Source organism: Shouchella sp. JSM 1781072 (assembly GCF_041949915.1).
GTDB lineage: Bacteria > Bacillota > Bacilli > Bacillales > Bacillaceae_D > Shouchella.
This window is the reverse complement of sequence record NZ_JBHFQE010000004.1, coordinates 186,059-209,490: the sequence shown is the minus strand read 5'-3', so window position 1 is coordinate 209,490 and position 23,432 is coordinate 186,059. Positions and strand designations below refer to the sequence as shown.

The 23,432-nt window shown below is 40.9% G+C and carries 24 protein-coding genes; 19 read left to right on the top strand and 5 right to left on the bottom strand.

Annotated elements, in window-relative coordinates:
- Positions 1 to 103 precede the first annotated feature (103 nt).
- Entirely contained in the window at positions 104 to 385 is a 282-nt protein-coding gene (locus tag ACE1TH_RS19140; protein WP_375079761.1) for a transposase, read from the top strand.
- Positions 386 to 961: 576 nt separating this feature from the next.
- Here ACE1TH_RS19140 and ACE1TH_RS19135 read toward each other — a convergent pair.
- Positions 962 to 1,168: a hypothetical protein gene (locus tag ACE1TH_RS19135; RefSeq protein ID WP_099305293.1), complete on the bottom strand. Its 207-nt coding sequence runs from the start codon at positions 1,166 to 1,168 to the stop codon at positions 962 to 964.
- 97 nt (positions 1,169 to 1,265) lie between these two features.
- Between ACE1TH_RS19135 and ACE1TH_RS19130 the strand changes: the two genes are divergently transcribed.
- From ACE1TH_RS19130 to ade, 3 genes are all read left to right on the top strand, one after another.
- Positions 1,266 to 3,020, top strand: a complete 1,755-nt coding sequence (locus ACE1TH_RS19130; protein WP_375079760.1) for an adenine deaminase C-terminal domain-containing protein — start codon at positions 1,266 to 1,268, stop codon at positions 3,018 to 3,020.
- Positions 3,021 to 3,103: 83 nt separating this feature from the next.
- Positions 3,104 to 3,421, top strand: a complete 318-nt coding sequence (locus tag ACE1TH_RS19125) for a YerC/YecD family TrpR-related protein (RefSeq protein WP_099305289.1) — start codon at positions 3,104 to 3,106, stop codon at positions 3,419 to 3,421.
- 179 nt (positions 3,422 to 3,600) lie between these two features.
- A complete protein-coding gene (gene ade, locus ACE1TH_RS19120; RefSeq protein WP_375079759.1) occupies positions 3,601 to 5,328 on the top strand; it encodes an adenine deaminase in 1,728 nt (575 codons plus the stop codon).
- Positions 5,329 to 5,522: 194 nt separating this feature from the next.
- Here ade and ACE1TH_RS19115 read toward each other — a convergent pair whose 3' ends face one another.
- Positions 5,523 to 7,925 (bottom strand): penicillin acylase family protein, encoded by a 2,403-nt coding sequence (locus tag ACE1TH_RS19115; protein WP_375079758.1) that lies wholly within the window; start codon positions 7,923 to 7,925, stop codon positions 5,523 to 5,525.
- Positions 7,926 to 8,064: 139 nt separating this feature from the next.
- Between ACE1TH_RS19115 and ACE1TH_RS19110 the strand changes: the two genes are divergently transcribed.
- Positions 8,065 to 8,928 carry an aldose 1-epimerase family protein gene (locus ACE1TH_RS19110; RefSeq protein WP_176554489.1) on the top strand — a complete coding sequence of 288 codons (864 nt, stop codon included), beginning with the start codon at positions 8,065 to 8,067 and terminating at the stop codon, positions 8,926 to 8,928.
- A gap of 300 nt (positions 8,929 to 9,228) precedes the next feature.
- Here ACE1TH_RS19110 and ACE1TH_RS19105 read toward each other — a convergent pair whose 3' ends face one another.
- Positions 9,229 to 10,134 carry a hydroxymethylglutaryl-CoA lyase gene (locus ACE1TH_RS19105; RefSeq protein WP_099305279.1) on the bottom strand — a complete coding sequence of 302 codons (906 nt, stop codon included), beginning with the start codon at positions 10,132 to 10,134 and terminating at the stop codon, positions 9,229 to 9,231.
- 79 nt (positions 10,135 to 10,213) lie between these two features.
- Positions 10,214 to 10,507 carry a hypothetical protein gene (locus tag ACE1TH_RS19100; protein ID WP_099305277.1) on the bottom strand — a complete coding sequence of 98 codons (294 nt, stop codon included), beginning with the start codon at positions 10,505 to 10,507 and terminating at the stop codon, positions 10,214 to 10,216.
- Between the two features lie 384 nt (positions 10,508 to 10,891).
- Between ACE1TH_RS19100 and ACE1TH_RS19095 the strand changes: the two genes are divergently transcribed.
- The 13 genes from ACE1TH_RS19095 (at position 10,892) to ACE1TH_RS19035 (ending at position 22,781) form a co-directional block, all read left to right on the top strand.
- A complete protein-coding gene (locus tag ACE1TH_RS19095) occupies positions 10,892 to 11,038 on the top strand; it encodes a hypothetical protein (protein ID WP_375079757.1) in 147 nt (48 codons plus the stop codon).
- 152 nt (positions 11,039 to 11,190) lie between these two features.
- Positions 11,191 to 11,322: a hypothetical protein gene (locus ACE1TH_RS19090; RefSeq protein WP_255224879.1), complete on the top strand. Its 132-nt coding sequence runs from the start codon at positions 11,191 to 11,193 to the stop codon at positions 11,320 to 11,322.
- Positions 11,323 to 11,477: 155 nt separating this feature from the next.
- Positions 11,478 to 12,521 carry a FecCD family ABC transporter permease gene (locus ACE1TH_RS19085; RefSeq protein ID WP_099305275.1) on the top strand — a complete coding sequence of 348 codons (1,044 nt, stop codon included), beginning with the start codon at positions 11,478 to 11,480 and terminating at the stop codon, positions 12,519 to 12,521.
- Complete coding sequence (locus tag ACE1TH_RS19080; RefSeq protein ID WP_255224880.1) at positions 12,521 to 13,531, top strand: FecCD family ABC transporter permease; 1,011 nt, start codon at positions 12,521 to 12,523, stop codon at positions 13,529 to 13,531. Before ACE1TH_RS19085 ends, ACE1TH_RS19080 begins: the two co-directional genes overlap by 1 nt.
- 13 nt (positions 13,532 to 13,544) lie before the next feature.
- The gene (locus ACE1TH_RS19075; RefSeq protein ID WP_099305271.1) at positions 13,545 to 14,363 is read left to right on the top strand and encodes an ABC transporter ATP-binding protein; all 819 of its coding nucleotides are present in this window, start codon (positions 13,545 to 13,547) and stop codon (positions 14,361 to 14,363) included.
- A gap of 248 nt (positions 14,364 to 14,611) precedes the next feature.
- On the top strand, positions 14,612 to 14,767 hold the full coding sequence (locus ACE1TH_RS19070) for a hypothetical protein (RefSeq protein ID WP_176554487.1): 156 nt from the start codon (positions 14,612 to 14,614) through the stop codon (positions 14,765 to 14,767).
- A gap of 196 nt (positions 14,768 to 14,963) precedes the next feature.
- On the top strand, positions 14,964 to 15,659 hold the full coding sequence (pcrB, locus tag ACE1TH_RS19065) for a heptaprenylglyceryl phosphate synthase (RefSeq protein ID WP_099305383.1): 696 nt from the start codon (positions 14,964 to 14,966) through the stop codon (positions 15,657 to 15,659).
- Entirely contained in the window at positions 15,660 to 17,894 is a 2,235-nt protein-coding gene (pcrA, locus tag ACE1TH_RS19060; protein ID WP_099305269.1) for a DNA helicase PcrA, read from the top strand.
- A 23-nt stretch (positions 17,895 to 17,917) separates the two neighbouring features.
- Positions 17,918 to 19,933 (top strand): NAD-dependent DNA ligase LigA, encoded by a 2,016-nt coding sequence (ligA, locus tag ACE1TH_RS19055; RefSeq protein ID WP_375079756.1) that lies wholly within the window; start codon positions 17,918 to 17,920, stop codon positions 19,931 to 19,933.
- Between the two features lie 16 nt (positions 19,934 to 19,949).
- On the top strand, positions 19,950 to 21,119 hold the full coding sequence (locus ACE1TH_RS19050) for a CamS family sex pheromone protein (RefSeq protein ID WP_099305265.1): 1,170 nt from the start codon (positions 19,950 to 19,952) through the stop codon (positions 21,117 to 21,119).
- A gap of 117 nt (positions 21,120 to 21,236) precedes the next feature.
- Positions 21,237 to 21,800, top strand: coding sequence for a GNAT family N-acetyltransferase (locus ACE1TH_RS19045; RefSeq protein ID WP_099305263.1), 564 nt, complete (start codon positions 21,237 to 21,239; stop codon positions 21,798 to 21,800).
- Between the two features lie 10 nt (positions 21,801 to 21,810).
- Positions 21,811 to 22,272, top strand: a complete 462-nt coding sequence (locus tag ACE1TH_RS19040) for a DinB family protein (protein WP_375079755.1) — start codon at positions 21,811 to 21,813, stop codon at positions 22,270 to 22,272.
- On the top strand, positions 22,269 to 22,781 hold the full coding sequence (locus ACE1TH_RS19035) for a P-loop NTPase family protein (RefSeq protein WP_176554486.1): 513 nt from the start codon (positions 22,269 to 22,271) through the stop codon (positions 22,779 to 22,781). The genes ACE1TH_RS19040 and ACE1TH_RS19035 overlap by 4 nt, the downstream gene beginning before the upstream one ends.
- Here ACE1TH_RS19035 and ACE1TH_RS19030 read toward each other — a convergent pair.
- Positions 22,778 to 22,948, bottom strand: a complete 171-nt coding sequence (locus ACE1TH_RS19030) for a hypothetical protein (protein WP_176554485.1) — start codon at positions 22,946 to 22,948, stop codon at positions 22,778 to 22,780. The two genes, ACE1TH_RS19035 and ACE1TH_RS19030, sit on opposite strands and share 4 nt — an antisense overlap.
- Before the next feature lie 175 nt (positions 22,949 to 23,123).
- Between ACE1TH_RS19030 and gatC the strand changes: the two genes are divergently transcribed.
- Complete coding sequence (gene gatC / locus ACE1TH_RS19025) at positions 23,124 to 23,411, top strand: Asp-tRNA(Asn)/Glu-tRNA(Gln) amidotransferase subunit GatC (RefSeq protein WP_099305381.1); 288 nt, start codon at positions 23,124 to 23,126, stop codon at positions 23,409 to 23,411.
- The last annotated feature ends 21 nt before the right edge of the window (positions 23,412 to 23,432 follow it).

Genomic DNA, 23,432 nt, shown 5'->3' with positions numbered 1-23,432 from the left:
TTATTTTCGACAAATATGATTTTGTGTAGAAAGACGGTATAACTAACCGTTTATATGTAGAAAATAATGGAGGAGACTGTAGGAAAAGTAGAGGGAAGATTTTATGTTTATTTTTATTGTGTTGTTTTTAATCATTCCAACGATTTTGTTGTTATTAGCAAGACAATCCTTTTTCATTGAAAAAATCTTTTCGCTTGTTGCCGTTATAAGCGTATTTACATTCGGATCAATAACTATGTCAGCTGTATATCAAATTTTAGATAACCAAACCGTGTTTATGACTTCGATCCATGCCGTGTTCCTTGAACCATTTTTTTTAGTATCAGGTGGCTATTTACTATTTTTTTTGGCGTATCGATTGTTGGATGATTTATTGCGATGGTAGTAACGTGTTTGAGGCATATGTTTATGGGCGTTCCGTAGGTTCAAATATGTATAAACAATAACTCTTTTTATCAAAAAAACCGCTCCATAGTTAAATAACCATGGTGTGAGCGGAATAGGATAGAGTCCATGAAGAATGGAGAGATACAAAGCTTAATTGACACATCTGTCTTACTCATTAACGCCGATGGAGACTCCGATAGGATAAGAAACAGTCTGAAAATCCAAGAGTGATCTTATCGAAGGAGTTAAGGCGCTGCCCGCGGCAAAGAAGACACAGTGAGTGCAAGTGATAACGTAGCGCAAACGGATGTCGCGTTTGTGCCTGTGGTGGAAGCGTCCATCCGCGCGATAAGTGATGACGATCATTTGAATTGAACGTTCACATTTTTGGATAAAGGACGACAGTCTTTAAACAGACTTAATCAAACTATAAAAGAAGTGTATCGTGATTTTACATAAAGACGTGGACATGACTCGGAATAGCTTATGTTGTATGACGACCGAAATAGATACGAGAAGAGATTTTTCCGAGTATTTTCATTTGTATTATTACTTTTTCTTTGGTACAGTAAAGTCATGATGGATTGATGACATCTGGCTGTTGATGTGCTTGCTTTTGTTTTTTCTCTAAGCATAATTCTAACCATTTAATCGTGCCGAAAAAAACAAGGATATATTGAATAATCGTTAATTGTTTGATTGGTTTTGCCGATAATAAATAAAAGATAACCGTTAAAACAAATGACAGGATGACAAAAGGGTTATCTAAGCGTTTGATCATGGTGATCCCTCCAAAAAAAGTTGTGATGAAATGTCACAATTCAACATCATTCTCACCCTGATCTATGGTAAGATGGGTGAAAGATTGAACAGATGAAATGAGTGATAAAATGACGACTGAGCGAATACAGCGATGGACCAAGACGAGACTAAGGGAACATTTAAGTGTTATTCGAGGAGAACGCCCGCCTACCTTAGTTCTCAGACATGCCACTTACTTGAATTTTGCAAGAAGAAAATGGGTTGAAGCCAATATATGGATAGCAGATGATCAAATCGTCTACGTTGGTCAAGATCTCCCTGAAATGTTAGGAGATGCTGAAGTGGTTGACTGTACCGGACAATTTATTGTTCCAGGTTACATTGAACATCACGCCCATCCATTTCAATTATATAATCCCCATAGCTTGGCTCAATATGCATCTGAACGCGGGACAACAACGTTGATTAATGACAATCTAGTATATTTTTTAAACTTAGAAAAAAAGAAAGCGCTTTCTTTAATAGAAAAGCTTGAAGAACTGCCGACAACAATGTATTGGTGGACGAGATATGATTCCCAATCAGAATTATTAAAGGATGAGATGTTTTCTAATTCCAAAATTAAATCTTGGCTTGAGCATCATCTTGTCGTTCAAGGTGGAGAATTAACATCGTGGCCAGCAGTGTTACAAGGTGATGATACGATCTTGCACTGGATGCAAGAAACGACACGACTCCGAAAGCCAATTGAGGGTCATATGCCAGGTGCATCGGAGAAGACGTTATCTCAGATGGCATTGTTAGGAGTGACTTGCGACCATGAAGCGATAACAGGTGAAGAAGTCATCCGTAGGTTGGATGTAGGGTATACGGCTTCTTTACGTCATTCTTCCATTCGACCAGATTTACCGCGTTTATTTGAAGAGTTAAAAGAACTAGGTGTAGACTATTTCGGGCGTTGCTTAATGACAACGGACGGATCGCCACCATCTTTTTATGAAGAAGGGATTATGAATACGTGTATTCAAATTGCCATTGATGCAGGGATTAACCCAATTGATGCTTATGGAATGGCAACGTACTATGTTGCTCGTTATTACAATGTTGATCATAAGCTAGGTATGATTGGACCTGGTCGAATTGCTCATTTGAATTTCTTATCAGCGAAAGATGCACCTACGCCAGTAAGTGTTCTTGCTAAAGGACAGTGGGTTCGTCGCGATGGAAAAGATATTAGACAGGAACAAACGTTTAATTGGTCTGATTATGGAATAAATCCGATTGAATTTAATTGGGAACTGTCTGAAGATGAGCTTCATTTTTCAATGCCAATGGGTATTGAAATGACGAATGCGGTTATTTTAAAACCTTATCAAACCATGCTTGAAACGTCAGCTACCGCGCTATCAACAGATCATGACGAATCGTTTTTTGCAATGATTGATAAAAAAGGAAAATGGCTCGTTACCACAACGCTCAGAGGATTTGCAACGTCTGTGATGGGTTTAGCTAGTTCCTATTCATACACTGGGGACGTTATTTTGATCGGAAAGTCATTAAAAGCGATGGTGCAAGCATTTAATGAGTTAAAGAAACAAGGTGGCGGATTAATTCTCATTGAAGATGGAGAAGTGATTGATCGCATCAAGCTACCGTTACTCGGAATGATGTCTGATGAACCGATGGAAGTCATTATGGAGCAGGAACGCAGCTTTACGAAAAAGTTAAGAGATCGAGGTTATACGCACGAGGATCCAATGTATAGTTTGCAATTCTTTTCGTCTACTCACCTTCCTTATATTCGTGTTACACAAAAAGGGATCTATGATGTTCGCAAGAAAAGAATTTTATTTCCAGCAATAATGAGGTAAAATAAAATTACTTTGGTGCTTTACCACTTTAAAAAATAAGCGCATCATAAGAGAAGCACTTAACTCGAAAGGTGTGACATGTGTTGCAAATAAATAAATTAAGAGGAAAAGAATTGGATCAGTTGTTTCAAGCCATCCTTTCTTTAAAAGATGTGGAAGAAGCGTATGAATTCTTTGATGACCTATGCACAATTAACGAAATCCAGTCTCTTGCTCAGCGCCTTGAAGTTGCGCGAATGTTACGTGATGGCTACACGTATCATAAGATTGAAACAGAGACAGGAGCAAGTACAGCGACGATTTCACGCGTGAAGCGCTGTTTAAACTATGGCAATGATGGGTATCGACTTACGCTAGATCGGATTGATGCGCAAGAGCTCGAAAAAACACAAGATGCATAAGGTAAGAGGAGTAGCTCGCAGAATGTTTTCTGCGAGCTTTTTTAACGTTCAACATGAAACTGAGGAGAGAGTGAGGTAAACTAGACGTGAATATTCTTGCTAGTAAGATTTTCGAAAAACAATGGTACTAGCGGGCAAGATTCGCTACAATAAACGTTAAAAACAAAAGGAGCCCGTTTATGACCGATCGAACGTCAATAAAGAAACAGCTGCGAGCAGCTAGCGGTGAAGAATCATGCGACCTTTTACTAACGAACGCAACGATTGTAGATGTGTATACATGCTCCACGTACAAAAGTACGATTGCGATAACAGATGGAATGATTGTGGGGATTGGTGACTACAAAAAGGGAGATCAAACGATTGACTTAGAAGGGAAATGGATTTGCCCTGGCTTGATCGATGGGCACGTACATATTGAATCTGCGATGGTTCGTCCAGAGGATTTAGCACGAGTTCTCCTTCCTAGAGGGGTAACGACAATTGTTGCAGATCCACATGAGATTGCAAACGTTGGTGGCGCTGATGCGGTTCGGTATATGATCGAAGCTGCGAAAGACATCCCAATGGATATTAAAATGATGGCTCCTTCAAGTGTTCCAGCGGCGTCGTTTGAAGAAAACGGTGCTTCTCTTACGAGCAAGGACATAGAAGCTCTTTTTCTCGAAGGAGAGATGCATGGTTTAGGTGAAGTGATGGATTTTCCAGCGGTAGTCACTGGTGATGATGAGATGCTTGAGAAGATTGAGCTAGCGAAAAAGTACGGACAAACCATTGACGGTCACGGTTCGGGTCTAGATGAAAAAGCACTTAATGCCTATAGAGTGGTAGGGATTGAGAATGACCATGAAGCTATTAAAGAGGAAGAAGCATTAGAAAGAATAAGAAAAGGTTTTTACGTTTTAATGCGAGAAGGCACGGCAACAAGAGATCTAGAAGCCATTCTTCCAGTTGTAACGGCTCACAACAGCAGAAGATTTGCCTTTGCGACAGATGATAAGCATTTAGATGACTTAGTAGAAGAGGGAAGCATTGATTTTCATATTCGCAAAGCCATTCGGCTTGGTATGGACCCTTTACAAGCGATTCAAATGGGAAGCTTAAATGCTGCGGAATGTTTTCAGCTTCATACTAAAGGAGCCATTGCGCCTGGAAAAGAAGCGACCTTTTTAATTTTGAGTGATTTGGACGCATTTGAAGTTGAGGATGTATTTGTAAAAGGGAAAAAAGTAGCAGAACAAGGAAGGGTGCTTTCATCATTTCGTGATTATGTGGATGTGCCGTCTCAACTTCTAGACAGTGTCCACATAAAACCTTTTACAAAAAAGGACTTGAAGCTACCGTTAAAGAACAGCGGAAGTGCGACAATCATTGAAGCTTCATTAACGTCAATCGTAACGAGGAAAGTAACAGAAGCGGTTGAGACAGAAGATGGGTGTTTTAAACCAAGCAGCAACCATTTAAAACTTGTTGTGATGGAGCGTCATCATAGAAAAGGTCATATTGGTGTCGGGATATGTAAAGGAATCCCAATTAAACGAGGTGCGATTGTGTCAACGGTGGCACACGATTCGCACAATATTATCGCATGTGGTACAGATGATGAAAGCATTGAGCATGCGATTAAGCATATTGCTGAGTGTGGTGGTGGAATGGCCGTTGTCAATGGCCCTAACGTATTGGCGACGCTACCTTTAACGATTGGTGGCTTAATGTCCGTACACTCGGTTGATCAAGTAAAACGTCAATTAAATCAGTTACAAAAAGCGCTCCAAGAACTTGGTTATGACGAACATGTAGATCCGTTTTTAACCCTCGCTTTTCTAGCGCTGCCAGTCATTCCTTCTATTAAATTAACGTCAAAAGGATTATTTGATGTTGAAGCATTTTCATTTATCGAGCAGTAAAAAAGAGAGCTGTGGCAAAATCTATTAAAGGATTTTACCACAGCTTTTTGTTTTACGGGTTCCTGTAAGTAGCACGACATTCGCAAGTCGCTCTGACTTTGCAGGTGGCATACTCTTTGTGCCTCGCTTCACGAGTCTAACTCTTAAAAATAATTAGTACAGGTGCTCGAACGTGTATCCCACTTTTGTAGCTTTTACTTCGGTATTAGCTGAAGATGGTCGCTTAATGGTTGATACTGTTCTGATTGAAGGGAGGTAATGTGATAGTCACCATTGACCCAAGCCTCTCGCTGGCTATGGTAAGTGTCGCTAAAAACATGACCGGATTGTCCAGGTCCCACAAGGTGATGCGTATTTTCAAGGTCGGCTAAATCCATCACACCACGCCAACCAGCGCCATTTGTGACGATTCCCGTTTCTGTTTGATAACTGGCGGCTTTTACAGTAATACGACTTCCGTCGGCAGGCAATGGAGAGCCATTAAACAAATAGTTCAACGGTGTAATCGCTGCAAGAGGATGATTGAAAACAACTTGGTGAAACTCTCCCCATTTCCAATCGTTGGGAATTTCTCCTTGTAACTCGGTTGCCCGAGCAACCGCTTGTTGGAAACTAGTAGAAACGAGTGTTTCAAAGCCACCTGCTTTTTCAATCCAAGGTCCGGTTTGCCCTTCATCTGCATCCCGCAGCATTTCATCAACAATATTGGCTCTTCCTTCAAACAAGTCATAAATTTCTTTAGGGAGCGCTTCTTTAAACAATTGTGATGAGATTTCATCCATCCATAAATGAAACAATAATGGGCCAGCTTCATCCCGTAAGTCCTCGTACTGCCAATCTTGTAGCATCGCTAGTGCTTGTTCTTCAATATCAGATTGTTCACGATCACCTAGTGCACGTGTAAGAATCGGCACAAACTCTTCTGCCTGTAAATTAACCACGTCCATTTGCAAGTCCATCATGTCTTCGGCAGTGTGGTCGGATGCTGCATAGAGAACATCAATAATACGCTGATGACGATAAGGTTGTGCCCAAGTGTGTGTAAGGTGATAAGGGTAGTCATCATCAACGATTTGATTATTGGCAGTTGAAATGATGCCTGAATCTGGATTTATAATTGTAGGCAGCTCATCCCAAGGAATGTAGCCTTCCCATTGATAGGCGGGATCCCAGCCAGGTACAGGAAGCAGAGCGTCATCCTCTTCTGGGCGAATGGGGATCAATCCATTGGCACGATACGCAATCGTGCCATTTTGGCTTGCAAACACAAAATTTTGCGCTGGTGCTTGAAAAGACGTTAACGCTTCAGAAAAGGAATCCCAGTCATCTGCGCGGTTAAAGTCGAGCACGGCTTGAAGCTCTGTTGTCGCTTCATGAGCTGTCCAGCGCATAGAAAGGGCATATTCAGCTTGTTCATCAAAGGACGCATATTCTGATAAAAGAGGACCGTTTCTCGTTAGCGTAATCTCATGTTCATAAGGCTCTTGGTCTGCAACAAGAATTTCTTCTGTAATCACTTCAGCTTCATACCACTCGTCATCGTATAAAAAGGTTGATGGTTCTTCAGGATGTCGTTGCTCAAAATAAAGCTGTTGGACATCAGGCCCTACGTTTGTTACGCCCCAAGCAATTTCTTCATTTGATCCTAAAATGATCCCGGGAACCCCTGCAAAAATGACCCCTGTTACGTTGACAGTAGGGGAAGTTAAATGGGTTTCATACCATATACTTGGTGTAGCTAGCCCGAGATGAGGATCATCAGCAAGCAATGGTTCACCTGATGCTGTCCGCTCTCCTGAAAGAACCCAGTTATTGCTACCAGCGAAAGGATGTGGCAAATAGTCACCAGTCTTTGAGAAAGCGCTTTTAATATCGACTGGAATGTTTTGCGCTAATTCTAAAATAACGGGACCATCTTCTGGATAAACAGGCATTAAATCAAGAGCTTCTTCTTCTGTAACGTGTTGAGCAAGCCAGTGACGAAACGCTTGCCCTTGCCAGTTTCCATTTAAATCATAGGCCATATACTTTCCAATCGTCAATGAATCTAAAGGCTCCCACGGTGTTGGTTCATAACCGGCAAGTCGAAATTCAATCGGCAGCTCTCCATTTTCAATGGCTTGTGTCATAAAGGCATTGACACCTTCCGCATACGCCTCTAAGTATCCGTACGTTTCTTCGTCATAAGCTGCTTCTGATGCTTCGGCGGCACGACGTAATCCAAATGTTCGAAAAAACCGATCTTGGTCCAGCATGCCTTCACCGATTACTTCAGCTAGCTGACCTGAAGCTTGTCGCCGACTTAAATCCATTTGAAATAAGCGATCTTGGGCTGTCACGAACCCTTGCGCAAAATAAAGATCGACATCATTTTCCGCTTCAATATGAGGAACACCTTGCTCATCTCGGTAAACTGACACTTCATCAGCTAACCCTGCAACCTCTAGCTCCCCGCGCACTTGTGGCATTGGCTTTTGGAGCTGTAGATATGCCCAAATGCCAATACTTATTAATAAAAGGAAGAAGACGCCGATTGAAATAATAAAAATTTTTTTCCACGGAACACGTTTTTTCTGTTTTAATTTAGCTGTTTCCATATAATCCTCCCCTTCAAAAAAGAAAACGCTTTCGAATCTAGTATTCGAAAAGGATAAACAAACTCCTGCAAATCAATTGCGTTTTTTAACCACTCATGCATTCTAAAGATACGATATGCTTGAAAAGAGAGGGATACGCATGATTATTATTGAAAATGACGATCTTCAAGTAGAACTAATGAATAGTGGTGCAGAGGTTCAAAAAGTGATTGATAAACATACAGGGAAAAATAAAATGTGGAGTGGGGACCCAGAATACTGGGGAAGGGTTTCACCAATTTTATTTCCAATTGTTGGCGCTTTAAAAGGAGGAACGTATCGGTATGAAAACCAGATGTATACACTTCCTCGACATGGCTTTCTTAGAGATCAAATGTTTGTGACCAATCATCTAGAACGATCAAAGGTTCGCTTTCATTTTGAATCTTCTGGTCAGTTTACAGATGTGTATCCGTTTGAATTTACGATTCATGTAAACTACGAATTAGTTGAGCGATCGCTAAAAGTAACGTGGGAAGTAAAAAATGATACAGACGGACCCATGTATTTCTCCATCGGCGGACATCCTGGCTTCGCTTTACCTATGAGAGAAGGAAGAAAAACGGCTGATCATGTCATCGAGTTACAATCGAGCCAGCAGTTAAAGCAGTACCAGTTAGTGGACAATCTGTTGGAAGAAGTGAAGGATCAAGCTATTTCCTCATCTTTTTCTCTTTCGCCTGAGCGGTTTAAGCGTGACGCGCTTGTATATGAAGGTGTTGATAAAGTCTCAGTCACTATCGATCAGTCGATTATGCTTGAACTAGATGTGCAAGATGCACCATATGTTGGCGTTTGGTCTCCATATAGAGAAGGTGAGGACGAGCTAGCTTTTATTTGCATTGAACCTTGGTACGGCTTAGCGGATACAACCGAGACGAGCGGTTCATTAGAAGAGAAAAAAGGAATTCAAAAACTTGCTGTAGGTGAACAGTTTACAGGCGGTTACACAATTAAGTTCTGAAAATTGTAACACATGGTGCGAAGGTTCAAGCTTGCTCTTGTTGAATAGATATAGAGACGAGAGGAGCTGATTAGATGATTTACTACGAAATTGAGTGCATCACGTGTAAACAGCTATACAAAGCGATAGAAGGAACAGCTTTATACAGATGGTATAAGGAACATCCGAATGAGAGAACGATGTGTCCCGATTGTTCCCGAAAAATCGAAAAAGAAGCGCAGAAACAGTTTCTTGGGTGAAGAGATTTTGTAGCGGATTAGGTCAAGGTGCAACAGTGTCAACTTTGACCTAATCCATTTTTTATTCGCTTTGTTTAGTCAGTTCACTTGCTTTTCCTGCTTTCATAACCATTCCTGCTAACGGTTTAGGGAACCATTCTTGAATGGTTTGGGCTAATCCAATTAATGAATCAAGGTTAACGCCAGTATCAACACCCATTTCTTCAAACATATGCACCATATCTTCCGTACAGACATTCCCGACAGCAAGTGGTGCGTAAGGACATCCACCTAAGCCAGCGATAGAAGCATCAAAATGCCGTACGCCGGATTCATAACCTGCCAACGTATTGGCTAATGCTAACCCTCTTGTATTATGAAAATGAAGACCAAGTTCCAAATCTTTGCCAAACTCAGTAAATAATGCAGAGACTCGTTCTTTTACTTGAGATGGGTGAGCCATTCCTGTTGTGTCTCCTAAAACAATTTTTGATGCGCCAGCTTGTAAAAAAGCATCAACCATTCTCATGACTTCTAATTCTGAAACAGATCCACTAAATGGACAACCAAACGAGGTTGATAAGATAGCTGTAACAGGTTTAATCGAATGTGCTTCGCGTACACTAGGAAGTAAATCAGCTAATCCATCTTGAACAGAGCGTTTCGAATTTTTCAAGTTGAAAGCGTCGCTAACCGCCATTGATAGGTGTAAATGCGTAATCGATGTTTGCATGGCGCGGTCAACGCCACGACTATTAAGAGCGAGTCCGGCTACCTCAATCGCAGCTGGTCGTTTCCAGTGGATTAAAATTTCTTCAGCGTCAGCCATTGCGGGAACGAACTTAGGATGCACAAATGAAACCGCTTCCAATTTTGTTAATCCAGCTTGAACAAAACCTTCTAACATCTGAATCTTTTGCTCGGTTGAAATAACTGTTTTTTCGTTTTGTAATCCGTCGCGTGCACCAACTTCGACAATATGTATCAACTTAATCAGCTCCTTATGCATTTTTAAAAGATGCTACAGGCGGAAAACACCCGCCTGCAGCGAAACTTTGTGTGAATACTTACGCTTGTAAAGATAAGTAGCGAAAAAAAGTAACAGCGGCAATGAGCGCCACACCTATTAAATAAATAATCGCTAAACGACGTTCTCGTGCATCGGTTGTTTTTAACGTGTGCAGGATGAGTAAAGCTGCGAGCACCATATTTAAGACGGACACGATAAAGAAAGGAAAGATGCTTTGGTACAAATTCTGAGAAGCGATCCCTACAAGATTAACGAGAGCGACAACGATAAATAACCACATGTAAATCATAATAATTAAAGAAGGTCTTTCTTTTTTTTGTTTCTTTGCCATGGAAATTCTCCTTTGTATCAGTTGTTTCAAATAATTGTTTTGAACCCCATATTCAAAATTGGTCATGCCATTAAAACGTGCACCTCTTTCAAAAGTGATCCAGCTTTTACCAAACCCTATTGAATTGAAAATGGTTAAAGGATAACGCAAGACCTGGAGCGAAAGTATTAGTGAAACGAGCGCTTGATAATGGGTTCTTGCTTATAATCCAAGTGTAGCATATGCTGCCCTTTTAATGCCCATTTTTAATATAGAAATAAATGAAGGATGAGGAAGATGTTTAGTCATATTCTAACTGAGTGTTGACTTGTTTTTCATTTAGTTTTCTTTCAATGCTTACACTTGAATGAATTTTATAATAAGTCGCAGTAGTCATTTTAACGAATGATAACAGTGATATTATTTGTAACATCTTTCTTATTAAATGGCGACGACTCCTGCGGGAACAGCACGTGTCCGAAGACAATGGAGCGTTTTTTTGCGGAAATGGCTGAGGCCGTGCCCGGGGAAAGCGGTCGCCATTTTAAATAGATTTTACGTCATTTTCGCATCTAATTCGAATGATGAAATTGATTCACTTGAATCCATTATAGAAAACCTTACATAATCTTAATCTTTTTTTTAAATGAACAAAACGTTTGCCTCATATACTAAAAGTAGAAAAAGTAAGGGAGGGTTAAACAATGGAAGAAAAAATGCAAAATGAAACAGGCGAAAACTTAGTCGTTGGGGCATTATGGGCTTTGCTCATTAGTTTGCCAATATGGATGGGGGTTGCTTACTTCAGTTATAAGCTTTTTCTTTCGTTTGGATAATGGACGACTTTGCTACTTGGGAAAAATCTAACTTTATCATACCGTAAAGGGTAAACAAAAACGAGATTCCTTGTTTTTTGTTTACCCTTTTCTCATAATGTTGTATGATAATGATTATCAATAGTATTATGTAAGTGGAAAAGGAAAATGACTTTATGGGGAGACAATCAGCGGCATCAACTTTAGAGAAAGCAAAAGTACGATCAAAGCCAGTTTACGCTTTTTTAGTGCTAGGTATTGGTCTTGTTGTTCTAACTGCTGCACTGATTCTATCCGTTTCTTTTGGGGCTGCTCAAATCGAGATTGGGACAATTTGGTCAGCGATTACGGAGTTTGATCCAACGATTACAGAACACCAGATTATTCATGATATTCGAATCCCAAGAGCGTTAGGCGCTGCAATTGTTGGCAGTTTTTTAGCTGTTGCTGGTGCAATTATGCAAGGTATGACGCGTAACCCGTTAGGTGAACCGTCGATAATGGGGGTCATGGATGGTGCTGCCCTCGCTATTGCGATTACATTTGCTTTTAGCGCGAGTGTGTCAGGAACTGGATTAATGACGGCGGCCTTTATAGGAGCTGGTGTAGGAGCTTCCTTTGTTTTTTTAATTGGCTCCTTTGCGAGAGGCGGGCTAACGCCTGCAAAACTTGCTTTAGCAGGCGTTACGGTTGGTGCGTTTTTAAGTGCGATCTCTTCAGGAATTGCGATCCATTTTAATGTGGCGCAAGATATTAGCTTTTGGTTCGCAGGCGGATTAGCTGGTATGTCATGGACGAACATTCGAATGATTCTCCCTGTGGCAGTAGGTGGCTTGTTATTAGCTTTCGTTCTTTCAAGATCTGTGACCGTTTTAAGTCTAGGTGAAGACGTTGCCAAAGGATTAGGACAGCGTATACTTTTAATAAAAATTTTAGGCATTATCGTTGTGCTTTTGTTAACAGGGGCAGGTGTAGCTGTCGCAGGTGCGATTGGTTTTATCGGCTTAGTGATTCCACACATAACAAGAGGGCTTGTCGGAGTCGACTATCGATATATAATCCCTTGTTCAGCAGTACTCGGCGCATTACTTTTAGTTTTAGCAGATTTAGCTGCTAGACTCGTAAATGCACCATTTGAAACGCCTGTAGGAGCAATGACAGCATTAATTGGGGTACCATTCTTCCTTTATCTCGCTCGACGTGATGGGAGGAAGCTATAATGAAAGCGATTATGAAAAAACCTTCATCGATTATGATTCTTTTATTAATCATTATTGGCTTTACGTTTCTAGTAAGTTTACAAACGGGGACGATTCAAATTCAACCTTTAGATGTGCTGCGAACGTTATTTGGGGCAGGGTCGGAGCGAGATGCGTTAGTATTATTTGAATTTCGTTTGCCGCGAATGGTTATCGCTCTGCTTGTAGGAGCAGCGCTAGCTGTGTCAGGAGCGATTTTACAGAGTATCTCTCAAAACGAGCTAGCGGATCCTGGAATTTTAGGTATTAATACAGGGGCTGGGTTAGCAGTCGTCGTGTTTATTTATTTTTTCCAAGGTTCTTTAACTGGCGTTAGTCAATTGTCGATTTTTATCATGCCTGTTTTTGCCTTTATCGGCGCGGCATTTGCAGCGTTTTTAATTTATTTATTTGCTTGGAAAAAAGGCGTTACACCTGTTCGACTCATTTTAGTTGGGATTGCAATAAATGCTGCGTTTAGTGCATTGTTAATCGTGGTTCAGCTTCGGATGGAGCCGAATGATTTTATGCAGGCGACGATTTGGTTAACAGGAAACATATGGGGAACAACGTGGGCCTATGTATTAACAATTCTACCTTGGGTGCTTATTCTTGTTCCGCTCGCCTTGTATAAGGCACGAACACTAAATGTTATGCAGATTGGCACGGAGTCTTCAATCTCTTTAGGCGTAGCAATGGAAAAAGAAAGACGCGTTCTTCTCGTTCTTGCTGTAGCACTAGCTGCTATTTCGGTGGCTGTGGCTGGCGGTATTGCCTTTTTAGGGTTAGTTGCTCCGCATATTGCGCGAAGACTAGTTGGACCGAAACATCAAGTGATGATTCCAACAGCAACGCTCGTCGGTGCATGTATTATGTTGGCAGCAGATATGGTTGGGCGAAATATACTCGCACCATCAGAAATTCCGGTTGGAATTGTCATTGCCATTTTAGGTGCACCTTATTTCTTGTACTTATTAATGAGAACACCGTAGGAGGGAAAAGCTCTTGTCACGTTTATCAACAAAGCAGCTATCCATTGGTTACGAAAAAAGAGAGATTGTTCATGATTTACATCTTCATATACCAGATGGTCAAATCACAACCATTATTGGACCGAATGGATGCGGGAAGTCTACGATTTTAAAAACGATTGCTCGGATTTTACAAGCTTCAAAAGGTGCCGTGTATTTAGACGGAAAATCGATTCATAAACAATCGACTAAAGAAATTGCGAAAAAGATGGCTGTTTTGCCACAGTCACCTGAAGCGCCAAGCGGGTTAACTGTCGAAGAATTGGTTGCCTATGGTCGATATCCACATCAAAAGGGATTTGGTCAGTTAACCGGTTATGATCGGGAAATCATCGAGTGGGCATTAGAACAAACGAATATGGCTGAATTTGCTGACCGATCCATCGATGCTCTCTCAGGTGGTCAACGCCAACGAGTTTGGATTGCGATGGCACTAGCACAAGAAACGGATATTTTACTGTTAGATGAACCGACGACTTATTTGGATCTTGCTCACCAGCTAGAAGTGTTGCAAGTGCTCGAGCGCTTGAACCAAGAACAGAAACGTACCATCGTGATGGTCATTCATGATTTGAACCATGCTGCGCGTTTTGCTGATTATATGGTGAGTATTCGAGCAGGCAAAATTGTAAAAGAAGGTGCTCCTGAAGATGTGATGAATGCAGAAGTGTTACGTGATGTCTTTCAAATTGATGCGAGTATCGTAACAGATCCACGAACAGGAAAGCCGGTTTGCTTAACATACGATTTACTTCGACAGGAAGAGAGCGAACGAATTCCTGCATATGCATAAACACGTAAAGGCTCGTCGACCTGATAGACGAGCTTTTTTTTATTAAAAAACATAGGATTGTGAGAATGTTGTTGACATTGAGAATGATATTCGTTATCATTTAGAAAGAACGTGACACATACACGTCTAGTTATTAGACCCCTTTTGGACCCCTACACTGCCTATGTAGGGGTTTTTTGTTTCTGTACATGGACATTGGAAAAGTTGGAAATCCTAAAGATAGGTAAACAAAAAGGAGCCGCTTGTCTATGATTACAGAAGATGAACGATACATATTTGAACGGGAACTTGAGCAATTAGAAAGAGAAAAACAAAGTGCGCAATTAAATGAAAAATATAAAACATTTATTAATGAACAAATTGAACTTTTGCAAAGCGTGATCTATGGTGAACAAACGGACTAATTGTGGATGATAACGGGATAAAGATATGAAGGGCTCTATTTATGCAGATGAAAAAAGGTAGTGCTTTTTTTGTGAGGATTTCCGTTAATTTCACGCAAAGGATACACGACATGTGTGGCGAACTTTGTTATAATAACTTGCAGAACGAACGTGCGTATTCGTGCTCGTTAAAGGGAGGCACACGTAAGTAACGATGATGAAAAATATAAATGAATGGTCGCATGTATTTAAGATTGATCCAAATAAAGAATTAACCGCTGAGGAACTGGAACGTTTATGTGAATCGGGGACTGATGCGGTTATTATTGGTGGAACAGATGGTGTGACGTTAGATAATACATTAGCGCTCTTAGTACAAATTAGACGCTTTCCCATTACAGTGGCTCTTGAAGTGTCAAACCTTGAATCAATTACACCAGGCTTTGATTATTACCTCATTCCAACGGTGTTAAATAGTCAACAAACAGAATGGGTGATCGGGCAGCATCACCAAGCGATGAAAGAATACGGAGAACTTATAGATTGGGACACCTTTATCCCTGAAGGGTATTGCGTGTTAAATGCGGAAGCAAAAGTGGCCGAGCTTACAAACGCAAAAACATCGCTGTCGATAGATGATATAAGTGCCTATGCAAGACTGGCTGAAAAGATGTTACACTTACCTTTCTTTTATTTAGAGTACAGCGGGACAAAAGGTTCACTTGATGTGGTAAAAGAAGTGAGCAGAGTCTTATCTTCCACGAAACTTATTTATGGTGGTGGCATTCAAACGGCGGAAGAGGCAAAAGAATACGCTGCATATTCAGATGTGGTAGTCGTTGGGAATGCTATATACACACATTTTAAAGAAGCGTTAAAAACAGTAGAAGCAGTAAAAGGTGGTGCGTCATAGATGCAAGACACGATTATTGAACGAATGTTAGAAGGATTGAATCCGGAACAGCGAAAAGCGGTTGTTCATACAGATGGTCCAGTCTTACTCATGGCAGGAGCTGGTAGTGGAAAAACCCGAGTGTTGACCCACCGCATTAGTTATTTATTACGACACAACCAAACGCCTCCTTGGGCAGTCCTAGCACTTACATTTACAAATAAAGCTGCTCGAGAAATGAAAGACCGAGTTGCTCAATTAGTAGGGCCAATCGCTGAAGATATTTGGATCTCAACGTTTCACTCTATGTGTGTACGTATCTTACGTCGAGATATTGACCGCATAGGATACAGTCGTAATTTTTCGATTCTCGATTCAGGCGATCAGTTATCCGTTATTAAACAAATCTTGAAAGCACAAAACATCGATTCAAAAAAGTTTGATCCGAAAGCCATTCTTGGTATCATTTCAAGCGCAAAAAACGAATTAAAGTCGGCAAAAGCATTTGCGAAGACGGCTGAAGGAATGTTTGATCAAGTCGCAGCCGACGTATACATGGAATTTGAAAAACGGTTAAAAGTAAACAATGCGTTAGACTTTGATGATTTAATTATGAAGACAATTGAATTATTTAATGATGTGCCGGAAGTCCTCGAATTTTACCAACGTAAATTCCAATATATTCATGTTGATGAGTATCAAGATACGAACAAAGCACAGTATAAATTGATTAAGTTGATGGGCGATCGTCTGCAAAACATTTGTGTAGTTGGGGATTCAGATCAATCTATTTACAAATGGCGTGGCGCAGATATCCAAAATATCCTCTCGTTTGAAAAAGATTACCCGGATGCAACCGTTATTATGCTTGAGCAGAACTACCGCTCAACAAAGACGATCTTACAAGCCGCAAACCAAGTCATTGGCAATAACGGCAACCGTAAACCTAAAAATTTATGGACGGAAAACGATCAAGGCGAAAAAATTGCTGTATACGAAGCGGCATCCGAACATGCAGAAGCTCAGTTTGTTGTTGAAAAAATTAAAGAGACAGCAGTGAAGGACTCAAGTTTTTCCTATTCGGATGTGGCAGTTTTGTATCGAACAAACGCGCAGTCTCGTATTATTGAGGAATTTTTCATAAAGTCTAATCTGGAATACAACATCGTCGGCGGAACAAAGTTCTATGATCGAAAAGAAATTAAAGATGTTCTTGCTTATTTGCGACTCGTGTCTAACCCTGAAGACGACATTAGTTTGGCTCGAATCGTCAATGTGCCAAAACGTGGAATAGGGGCAACGACAGTCGACAAAATTGCTGCATATGCGACGCAAAATGGCCTCTCGATGTATCGGGCATTGTCTGAGATTGACCATATTGGGGTAACGGCAAGAGCGAAAACAAAGCTTGTTGAATTCCGTGATCAAGTGAGTAACTGGGTCCAACAACAAGATTATTTATCCGTGACAGAATTAGTTGAGGAACTTTTAGAAAAAGTTGGCTATCGTGAAATGTTAAAAGCGGAGCAATCGATCGAGGCCCAGTCTCGACTAGAGAATATCGATGAATTTATATCGGTTACGCAAGAATTTGAAAAAAGAAGTGAAGAAAAAGATTTAGTGTCATTTCTCACCGATCTCGCTCTTGTTGCTGACATTGATCAACTGGATGATGATCAAGCAGAAGCGCCTAAAGAAGCGATTACGCTAATGACTCTTCATTCTGCAAAAGGATTAGAATTTCCTTACGTCTTCTTAATCGGAATGGAAGAAGGGATCTTTCCACATAATCGCTCATTATTTGATGACGATGAAATGGAAGAAGAACGTCGGTTAGCATATGTAGGCATTACTAGAGCTGAAAAAGAGTTGTATTTAACAAGTGCAAAGATGCGAACCTTATATGGAAGAACGAATACAAATGCTCCATCGCGATTTATTGCAGAAATTCCAGATGATTGTACGATTGAACACGGCGTACCTGCTTGGGGGTCACAAAGAGCGTCGGTGGGTAGCGCGGCTTCCTTAGCTGCAAAACGAACGAGTACTAGCCCAATGTCATCAAGAATGACAAACACAGGTGGAGAAGGATTTGAATGGGCTGTAGGCGACAAAGCCTCGCACAAAAAATGGGGCGTTGGGACAGTCGTTAGTATAAAAGGGGATGGCGATTCAGTAGAATTGGATATTGCATTTACGCCACCAACAGGAATTAAACGACTGTTTGCGAAATTTGCTCCTATTTCTAAAGTCTAAGATAAGGTAAAGGAGATACATGAATGGACAAGCAACAAGCTGAGGGCAAGATCAATGAATTGAAACAGCAGTTAGAGGATTATGGGTATCATTATTACGTCCTTGATCAACCGAAAGTACCGGACGCAGAGTACGATCGATTGCTTCAGGATCTTGTTCAACTCGAAGAACAATTTCCTGAACTCGCATCAGAAGATTCTCCAACCATGCGTATTGGTGGAGCTCCTGCTTCGGCATTTAAAAAAGTTGCCCATCGTGTTCCGATGATGAGCTTGTCTAATGCCTTTTCAGCTGACGATTTAAGAAGTTTTGATCGCCGTGTACGTCAAGCAGTCGGTGATGATGTCTCGTATGTGTGCGAGTTAAAGTTTGACGGACTAGCTGTCTCCTTAACATATGAAAATGGGCTGTTAGTCCGTGGTGCAACGAGAGGGGACGGAACAACCGGTGAAGAGATTACAGGTAACCTCCGCACCGTTCCGTCGATTCCGCTCCGACTAAAAAAGCCAGTTTCGATTGAAGTTCGTGGAGAGGCGTATATGCCGAAACAATCATTTGAAAAGCTTAATGAAGTGCGAGAAGAAGCGGGGGAAGAAAAGTTTGCCAACCCGCGAAATGCCGCTGCTGGCTCGTTAAGACAGCTTGATCCGAAAATCGCTGCGAAACGAAACCTGGCAATGTTCGCTTATTCAATTGGGGAATTAAGTGGGAAAACTTTAACAACCCATTATCAAGGCCTATCTTTTTTAGATGAGCTTGGTTTTAAAGTAAGTAAGGAAGCGACAACATGTCAAACGATCGACGAAGTCATTTCATTTACCGAAAAATGGGTTGAAAACCGACATGAGCTCCCATATGAAATTGACGGGATTGTCATTAAAGTAAACAGCTTAGAACAGCACGAAGCATTAGGATTTACAGCTAAGAGCCCACGCTGGGCAACAGCATTTAAATTTCCGGCTGAAGAAGTGGTGACAACTTTGCACGACATAGAACTAAATGTTGGTCGTACGGGTGTGGTCACACCAACCGCAATTCTTGAGCCTGTAGTAGTGGCAGGAACAACGGTGAAACGCGCATCTTTACACAATGAAGACTTAATACGTGAAAAAGATGTGAAGTTAGGGGATACCGTCATTGTGAAAAAAGCGGGCGATATTATTCCTGAAATTGTTGGTGTTCTGACTGAAAAACGAACAGGTGACGAAATTGATTTTCACATGCCAACTGAGTGCCCGGAGTGTTCCAGTCAGCTGGATCGAATTGAGGGAGAGGTGGCGCTTCGCTGTTTGAATCCAAAATGTCCAGCGCAGATTCGTGAAGGCTTAATTCATTTTGTCTCGCGTAACGCCATGAATATTGATGGATTAGGCGAAAAAGTAATTAGTCAGCTATTTAGCCATGAATTAATTGCCGATGTTGCTGATTTATATACATTGAATCGGGATGAACTACTCCAGTTAGAGCGTATGGGTGAAAAGTCCGTCGACAATTTGCTTGATGCGCTTCAAACATCAAAGGAAAACTCTCTTGAGCGCTTGTTATTCGGTTTAGGCATTCGTTTTGTTGGGGCAAAAGCCGCAAAGACATTGGCGATCGAATTTGATACAATGGACAAGCTGCGTCAAGCGTCAGCTAATGAATTAATAAATGTGAATGAAATTGGCGAAAAAATGGCTGATTCCATCGCATCCTATTTTGAAAAGCCTGAAGTTGATGAGCTTTTAGGGAAGCTGAAAAAAGCGAACGTAAACATGCATTATACAGGTGTAAAGCCTACTGAAAATGATGTAAAAGTGAATTCGCCATTTTCCGGAAAGACGATCGTATTAACAGGAAAACTCCATCATTGGAATCGTAAAGAAGCACAAGAGAAAATTGAAGCACTAGGTGGAACGGTTACAGGAAGTGTTAGTAAAAAAACAGACTTAGTGATTGCAGGTGAAGATGCTGGCTCCAAGCAAAAAAAGGCGGAGAGTCTTGGCATTGATATTTGGACAGAAGAGCAGTTTGTTCAGACGATGGAAGATTTAGATTGAGAGAGGGGTACGTTCAATGAAACGTTGGGGGATCATTGGGCTAAGCACCATGTTGTTAGCAGGGTGTAATGTATTTGGAGGGAATGACGATTCAGAAGAAGAACCAGAAGTGGAGATAACGGATGAGTCTCTTAGTGTAATACCTTCTGTTCCTTCTGAAGAAAATCATTATTCAAGTGTGTTGAAAGATGGAACTTATCTTCATGGAGAGACAAGAGGGTATGGTGTCGACACCGGCATGAATCGAAGCAATTTAGATTGGTTTGAATTAGGGCTAGAAGAAGTAGCAAAAGATACATTTGATCCTGGGTCCTACTATTTTCAAGAAGGGCAACATTTAACAAGAGAAACGGTAGGGAGCTGGATTAATCGTTATGATGAAGAACAGAATCCAGATGGCTTTAATCCAGCTTTGGGAATCGATGACGACGATGCAGATTTACAAGAGTCCATTGATGCAAGAAAAGACAATCCGATTGTCCTGCGTAATATTCTAGAGCATAACTACATGCAGGCGAGTGATAATGGCACGTATGAGACAGAGGGAATTGTTATTGGATTAGCGTTAAACAGCGTTTATTCCTTTACGTATGAAGGTAATCCAGCTTCACAAGAGGTATCTGCCAATCAACAAGAGTCGGTCGGTGTAGATGCTGCTGAACAAATTGTGGAACGAATTCGTAATGGCGCAAGCGCGCTTGATGAAGATTTAAGCGATGTACCGATTATTGTAGCCTTATTCAGCGATAAACCGAGCAATGAATTAAATGCGGGTCATTTCTTTATGAAAGGTGTATTTGAACCTGGACAAGGTGGAGACTGGTCAAACATCAATCAAAAACATATTCATTTTCCGTCTTCTGAAGCAAATAACGAACATCAATACGATGCAGATCGGTTTTCGCAATTTCAATCAGACATTCAAGATTTTTTTGAAAATCATGTCGGGGTTGTTGGACGAGCTCGCTATGAAGAAAATCAGTTAGCAAAAGTTGTGGTCGATATTAACATTCAATATAAAGGGCAAGCTGAGGTCGTTGCATTAACCCAGTACGCTGCTTCAAAAGCAGAAGAATATTTTGACGATGTGCCTGTGGATATAGAAATTGCTTCGATGTCAGGCGTGATTGAAGGAATTGTCTCCCATCACCCAAACGCAGATCCGTTTATTTATATAACCGATTAGACAAAAGCCAGTTTCGTCTGGCTTTTGTCTAACGGTCTATAATCAGAATATTTCTATTAACTGAATGAAGTTCATAATAAAGTCAATATTTAATTTCCATAACTTGGAGGAGTGCAAATGAATCCGATATTGATCGATTTACCGGAACAATTTGAAACTGCACGACTGCAAATACGCGTTCCAAAGCCTGGCGACGGCGAATTCGTACATCAAGCAATTGAAGCATCAAGACACGAGTTAAAAGCGTGGCTTCCGTTTGCTCGCAAAGAACGAACGGTAGAAGAGGTTGAGCAAGATTTACGAGAGTCCTACGCAAAATTTTTATTACGAGAAGATATCCGGATGCTTCTTTTTGAGAAAAGAAGTAGCGAATTTGTTGGTACTTCGGGCTTACATCAATTAGATTGGACCGTTCCTAAATGCGAAGTCGGTTATTGGATTGATTCACGAAAAAGTGGACAAGGGTATATAACAGAAGCAGTGAATGGGCTTGCAGGCTATGCATTTGAACATATAAAAGCAAAAAGAGTGTATATTCGCTGTGACCCAATGAATCTGAAAAGTAGTTTAGTTGCTGAGCGAGCAGGATTTCAACTTGAAGGAATTTTGAAACATGACGAGTGGTCTGTGGATGGGACAACATTAACGGATACAGCAATTTATGCCAAAACAAAAAAATAGGGGGAGTTCGATGCAAATATTTTTTCGTTATAACTGGCAGGTGCGTCAGCAGTGGTTTGACTGGTGTGAGCAATTAAGTCAAAAAGCGCTATTTGAGGAACGAGTAGGAGGGGTGGGAAGTATCGCTAAAACACTCCATCACATTATTGACGTAGAATGGAGTTGGATTAGAAGGTTACAAGGGAAAAGTGATCAAGAAGTCCCTTTTTCATCGATTCAATCACTAGCAGATTTAAGAAAGTTAAATTGCTCCTACCACAAAGAAGTAGAGTATTTTGTTGATAGATGGCAGCCATCTTTTAAAAATGACGTGTACAAAGAGGGCCAACCTCCTTTTGATACGTGGGGCATTGTGATGAGGCATATCGTAGCGCATGAAATTCATCACATTGGACAACTTTCTGTGTGGGCTCGTGACCTTCAACTAGAGCCAATTTCTGCAAATGTCATTGGAAGAGGGCTTGAGGTTTGAAACGCATTCATATTATCGGTCCAGTAGGGTGTGGGAAAACAACGTTAGCACGTCAATTAGGAAGTATGTATAAACTGCCACACTATGAAATTGACAATATTGTCTGGGAACGAAATGAATTAGGGGATCGCAGACGAACGGTAGAAGCTAGAGATCAACTGCTTCAACAAGTGGTGCAGCAAGATGAATGGGTTTTGGAAGGAGTGCATCGCTTTGTTGAAGCTAGTCTTCATAAAGCAGATACAATTATATGGTTAGATTTATCCTATCATGCGCGGGTTAAGGCGATTTCAATTCGCTATATAAAGCAAGTTTTACATATTGAAAAATCAAACTATAAGCCGAATCTAGCACTATTAAGAAACATGTACCGCTGGAATCGCCAGTATGAACAGACAGACCGAGAAAAAATCATCGACTTACTTATGCCTTTTGAAAAGAAGGTCATTCAAGTGAAGACGCGGGTTAAGCTTGAAGATTGGGGAAAATGTGTTAACCAAGATGACTAATGATACGGGATGACTTCCCAGCGTGATGAATGTTTAAGTAGGTGTGAATTCATTTTTGAGGCAAATGCTTTGGCTGTTTCATAGGAATCAAAGATAAGCGGTTGTTGGCTGCTTGATTTTAGGAGAATCGTGACGACACCGTTTGATGTTCGCTCTAATCGATACATGGTTTTGTCCCCTTTAAGGTTTTATAGAAAAAGTATCTCAAATATTCAAACAAAAAGATATCTTTTTTTCACCCATTTCGATCTGTACTCGATGCGAGAAAAAGGTGGTTTGTTGCTTGCAAGGAGTGAATTTGGTATCATTAATAATATTGTCAAACGTACTGGAGGTGCAACAATGTCAAGAATTTCACAGGATCAAGTAAAGCACGTCGCTCATCTCGCTCGTCTTTCTATTACGGATGAAGAAGCGGAGCGTTTTCGCGGACAATTGGAAGAAATTATTACGTCTGCAGAACAATTAAATGAAGTAAATACGGAAGGGATCATTCCAACGACCCACGTATTGACGATGCAAAATGTAATGCGCGAAGATAAACCTGTTGAAGGGTTAAAAGTAGAAAAAGTATTAAAAAATGCACCCGATCACGAAGGCGGACAAATTCGTGTTCCATCTGTATTTTAATGGTTGTTTACGAGGAGGACA

Bases quoted from the DNA above. Each gene is read 5' to 3' on its own strand.
- gatC (WP_099305381.1), top strand. From the start codon at position 23,124: ATGTCAAGAATTTCACAGGATCAAGTAAAGCACGTCGCTCATCTCGCT.
- ACE1TH_RS19030 (WP_176554485.1), bottom strand. From the start codon at position 22,948: ATGTATCGATTAGAGCGAACATCAAACGGTGTCGTCACGATTCTCCTA.
- ACE1TH_RS19090 (WP_255224879.1), top strand. From the start codon at position 11,191: ATGGAAGAAAAAATGCAAAATGAAACAGGCGAAAACTTAGTCGTTGGG.
- ACE1TH_RS19070 (WP_176554487.1), top strand. From the start codon at position 14,612: ATGATTACAGAAGATGAACGATACATATTTGAACGGGAACTTGAGCAA.
- ade (WP_375079759.1), top strand. From the start codon at position 3,601: ATGACCGATCGAACGTCAATAAAGAAACAGCTGCGAGCAGCTAGCGGT.
- pcrA (WP_099305269.1), top strand. From the start codon at position 15,660: ATGCAAGACACGATTATTGAACGAATGTTAGAAGGATTGAATCCGGAA.
- ACE1TH_RS19050 (WP_099305265.1), top strand. From the start codon at position 19,950: ATGAAACGTTGGGGGATCATTGGGCTAAGCACCATGTTGTTAGCAGGG.
- pcrB (WP_099305383.1), top strand. From the start codon at position 14,964: ATGAAAAATATAAATGAATGGTCGCATGTATTTAAGATTGATCCAAAT.
- ACE1TH_RS19110 (WP_176554489.1), top strand. From the start codon at position 8,065: ATGATTATTATTGAAAATGACGATCTTCAAGTAGAACTAATGAATAGT.
- ACE1TH_RS19130 (WP_375079760.1), top strand. From the start codon at position 1,266: ATGAGTGATAAAATGACGACTGAGCGAATACAGCGATGGACCAAGACG.
- ACE1TH_RS19085 (WP_099305275.1), top strand. From the start codon at position 11,478: ATGGGGAGACAATCAGCGGCATCAACTTTAGAGAAAGCAAAAGTACGA.
- ACE1TH_RS19045 (WP_099305263.1), top strand. From the start codon at position 21,237: ATGAATCCGATATTGATCGATTTACCGGAACAATTTGAAACTGCACGA.
- ACE1TH_RS19040 (WP_375079755.1), top strand. From the start codon at position 21,811: ATGCAAATATTTTTTCGTTATAACTGGCAGGTGCGTCAGCAGTGGTTT.
- ACE1TH_RS19140 (WP_375079761.1), top strand. From the start codon at position 104: ATGTTTATTTTTATTGTGTTGTTTTTAATCATTCCAACGATTTTGTTG.
- ACE1TH_RS19115 (WP_375079758.1), bottom strand. From the start codon at position 7,925: ATGGAAACAGCTAAATTAAAACAGAAAAAACGTGTTCCGTGGAAAAAA.
- ACE1TH_RS19100 (WP_099305277.1), bottom strand. From the start codon at position 10,507: ATGGCAAAGAAACAAAAAAAAGAAAGACCTTCTTTAATTATTATGATT.
- ligA (WP_375079756.1), top strand. From the start codon at position 17,918: ATGGACAAGCAACAAGCTGAGGGCAAGATCAATGAATTGAAACAGCAG.
- ACE1TH_RS19080 (WP_255224880.1), top strand. From the start codon at position 12,521: ATGAAAGCGATTATGAAAAAACCTTCATCGATTATGATTCTTTTATTA.
- ACE1TH_RS19135 (WP_099305293.1), bottom strand. From the start codon at position 1,168: ATGATCAAACGCTTAGATAACCCTTTTGTCATCCTGTCATTTGTTTTA.
- ACE1TH_RS19095 (WP_375079757.1), top strand. From the start codon at position 10,892: ATGATAACAGTGATATTATTTGTAACATCTTTCTTATTAAATGGCGAC.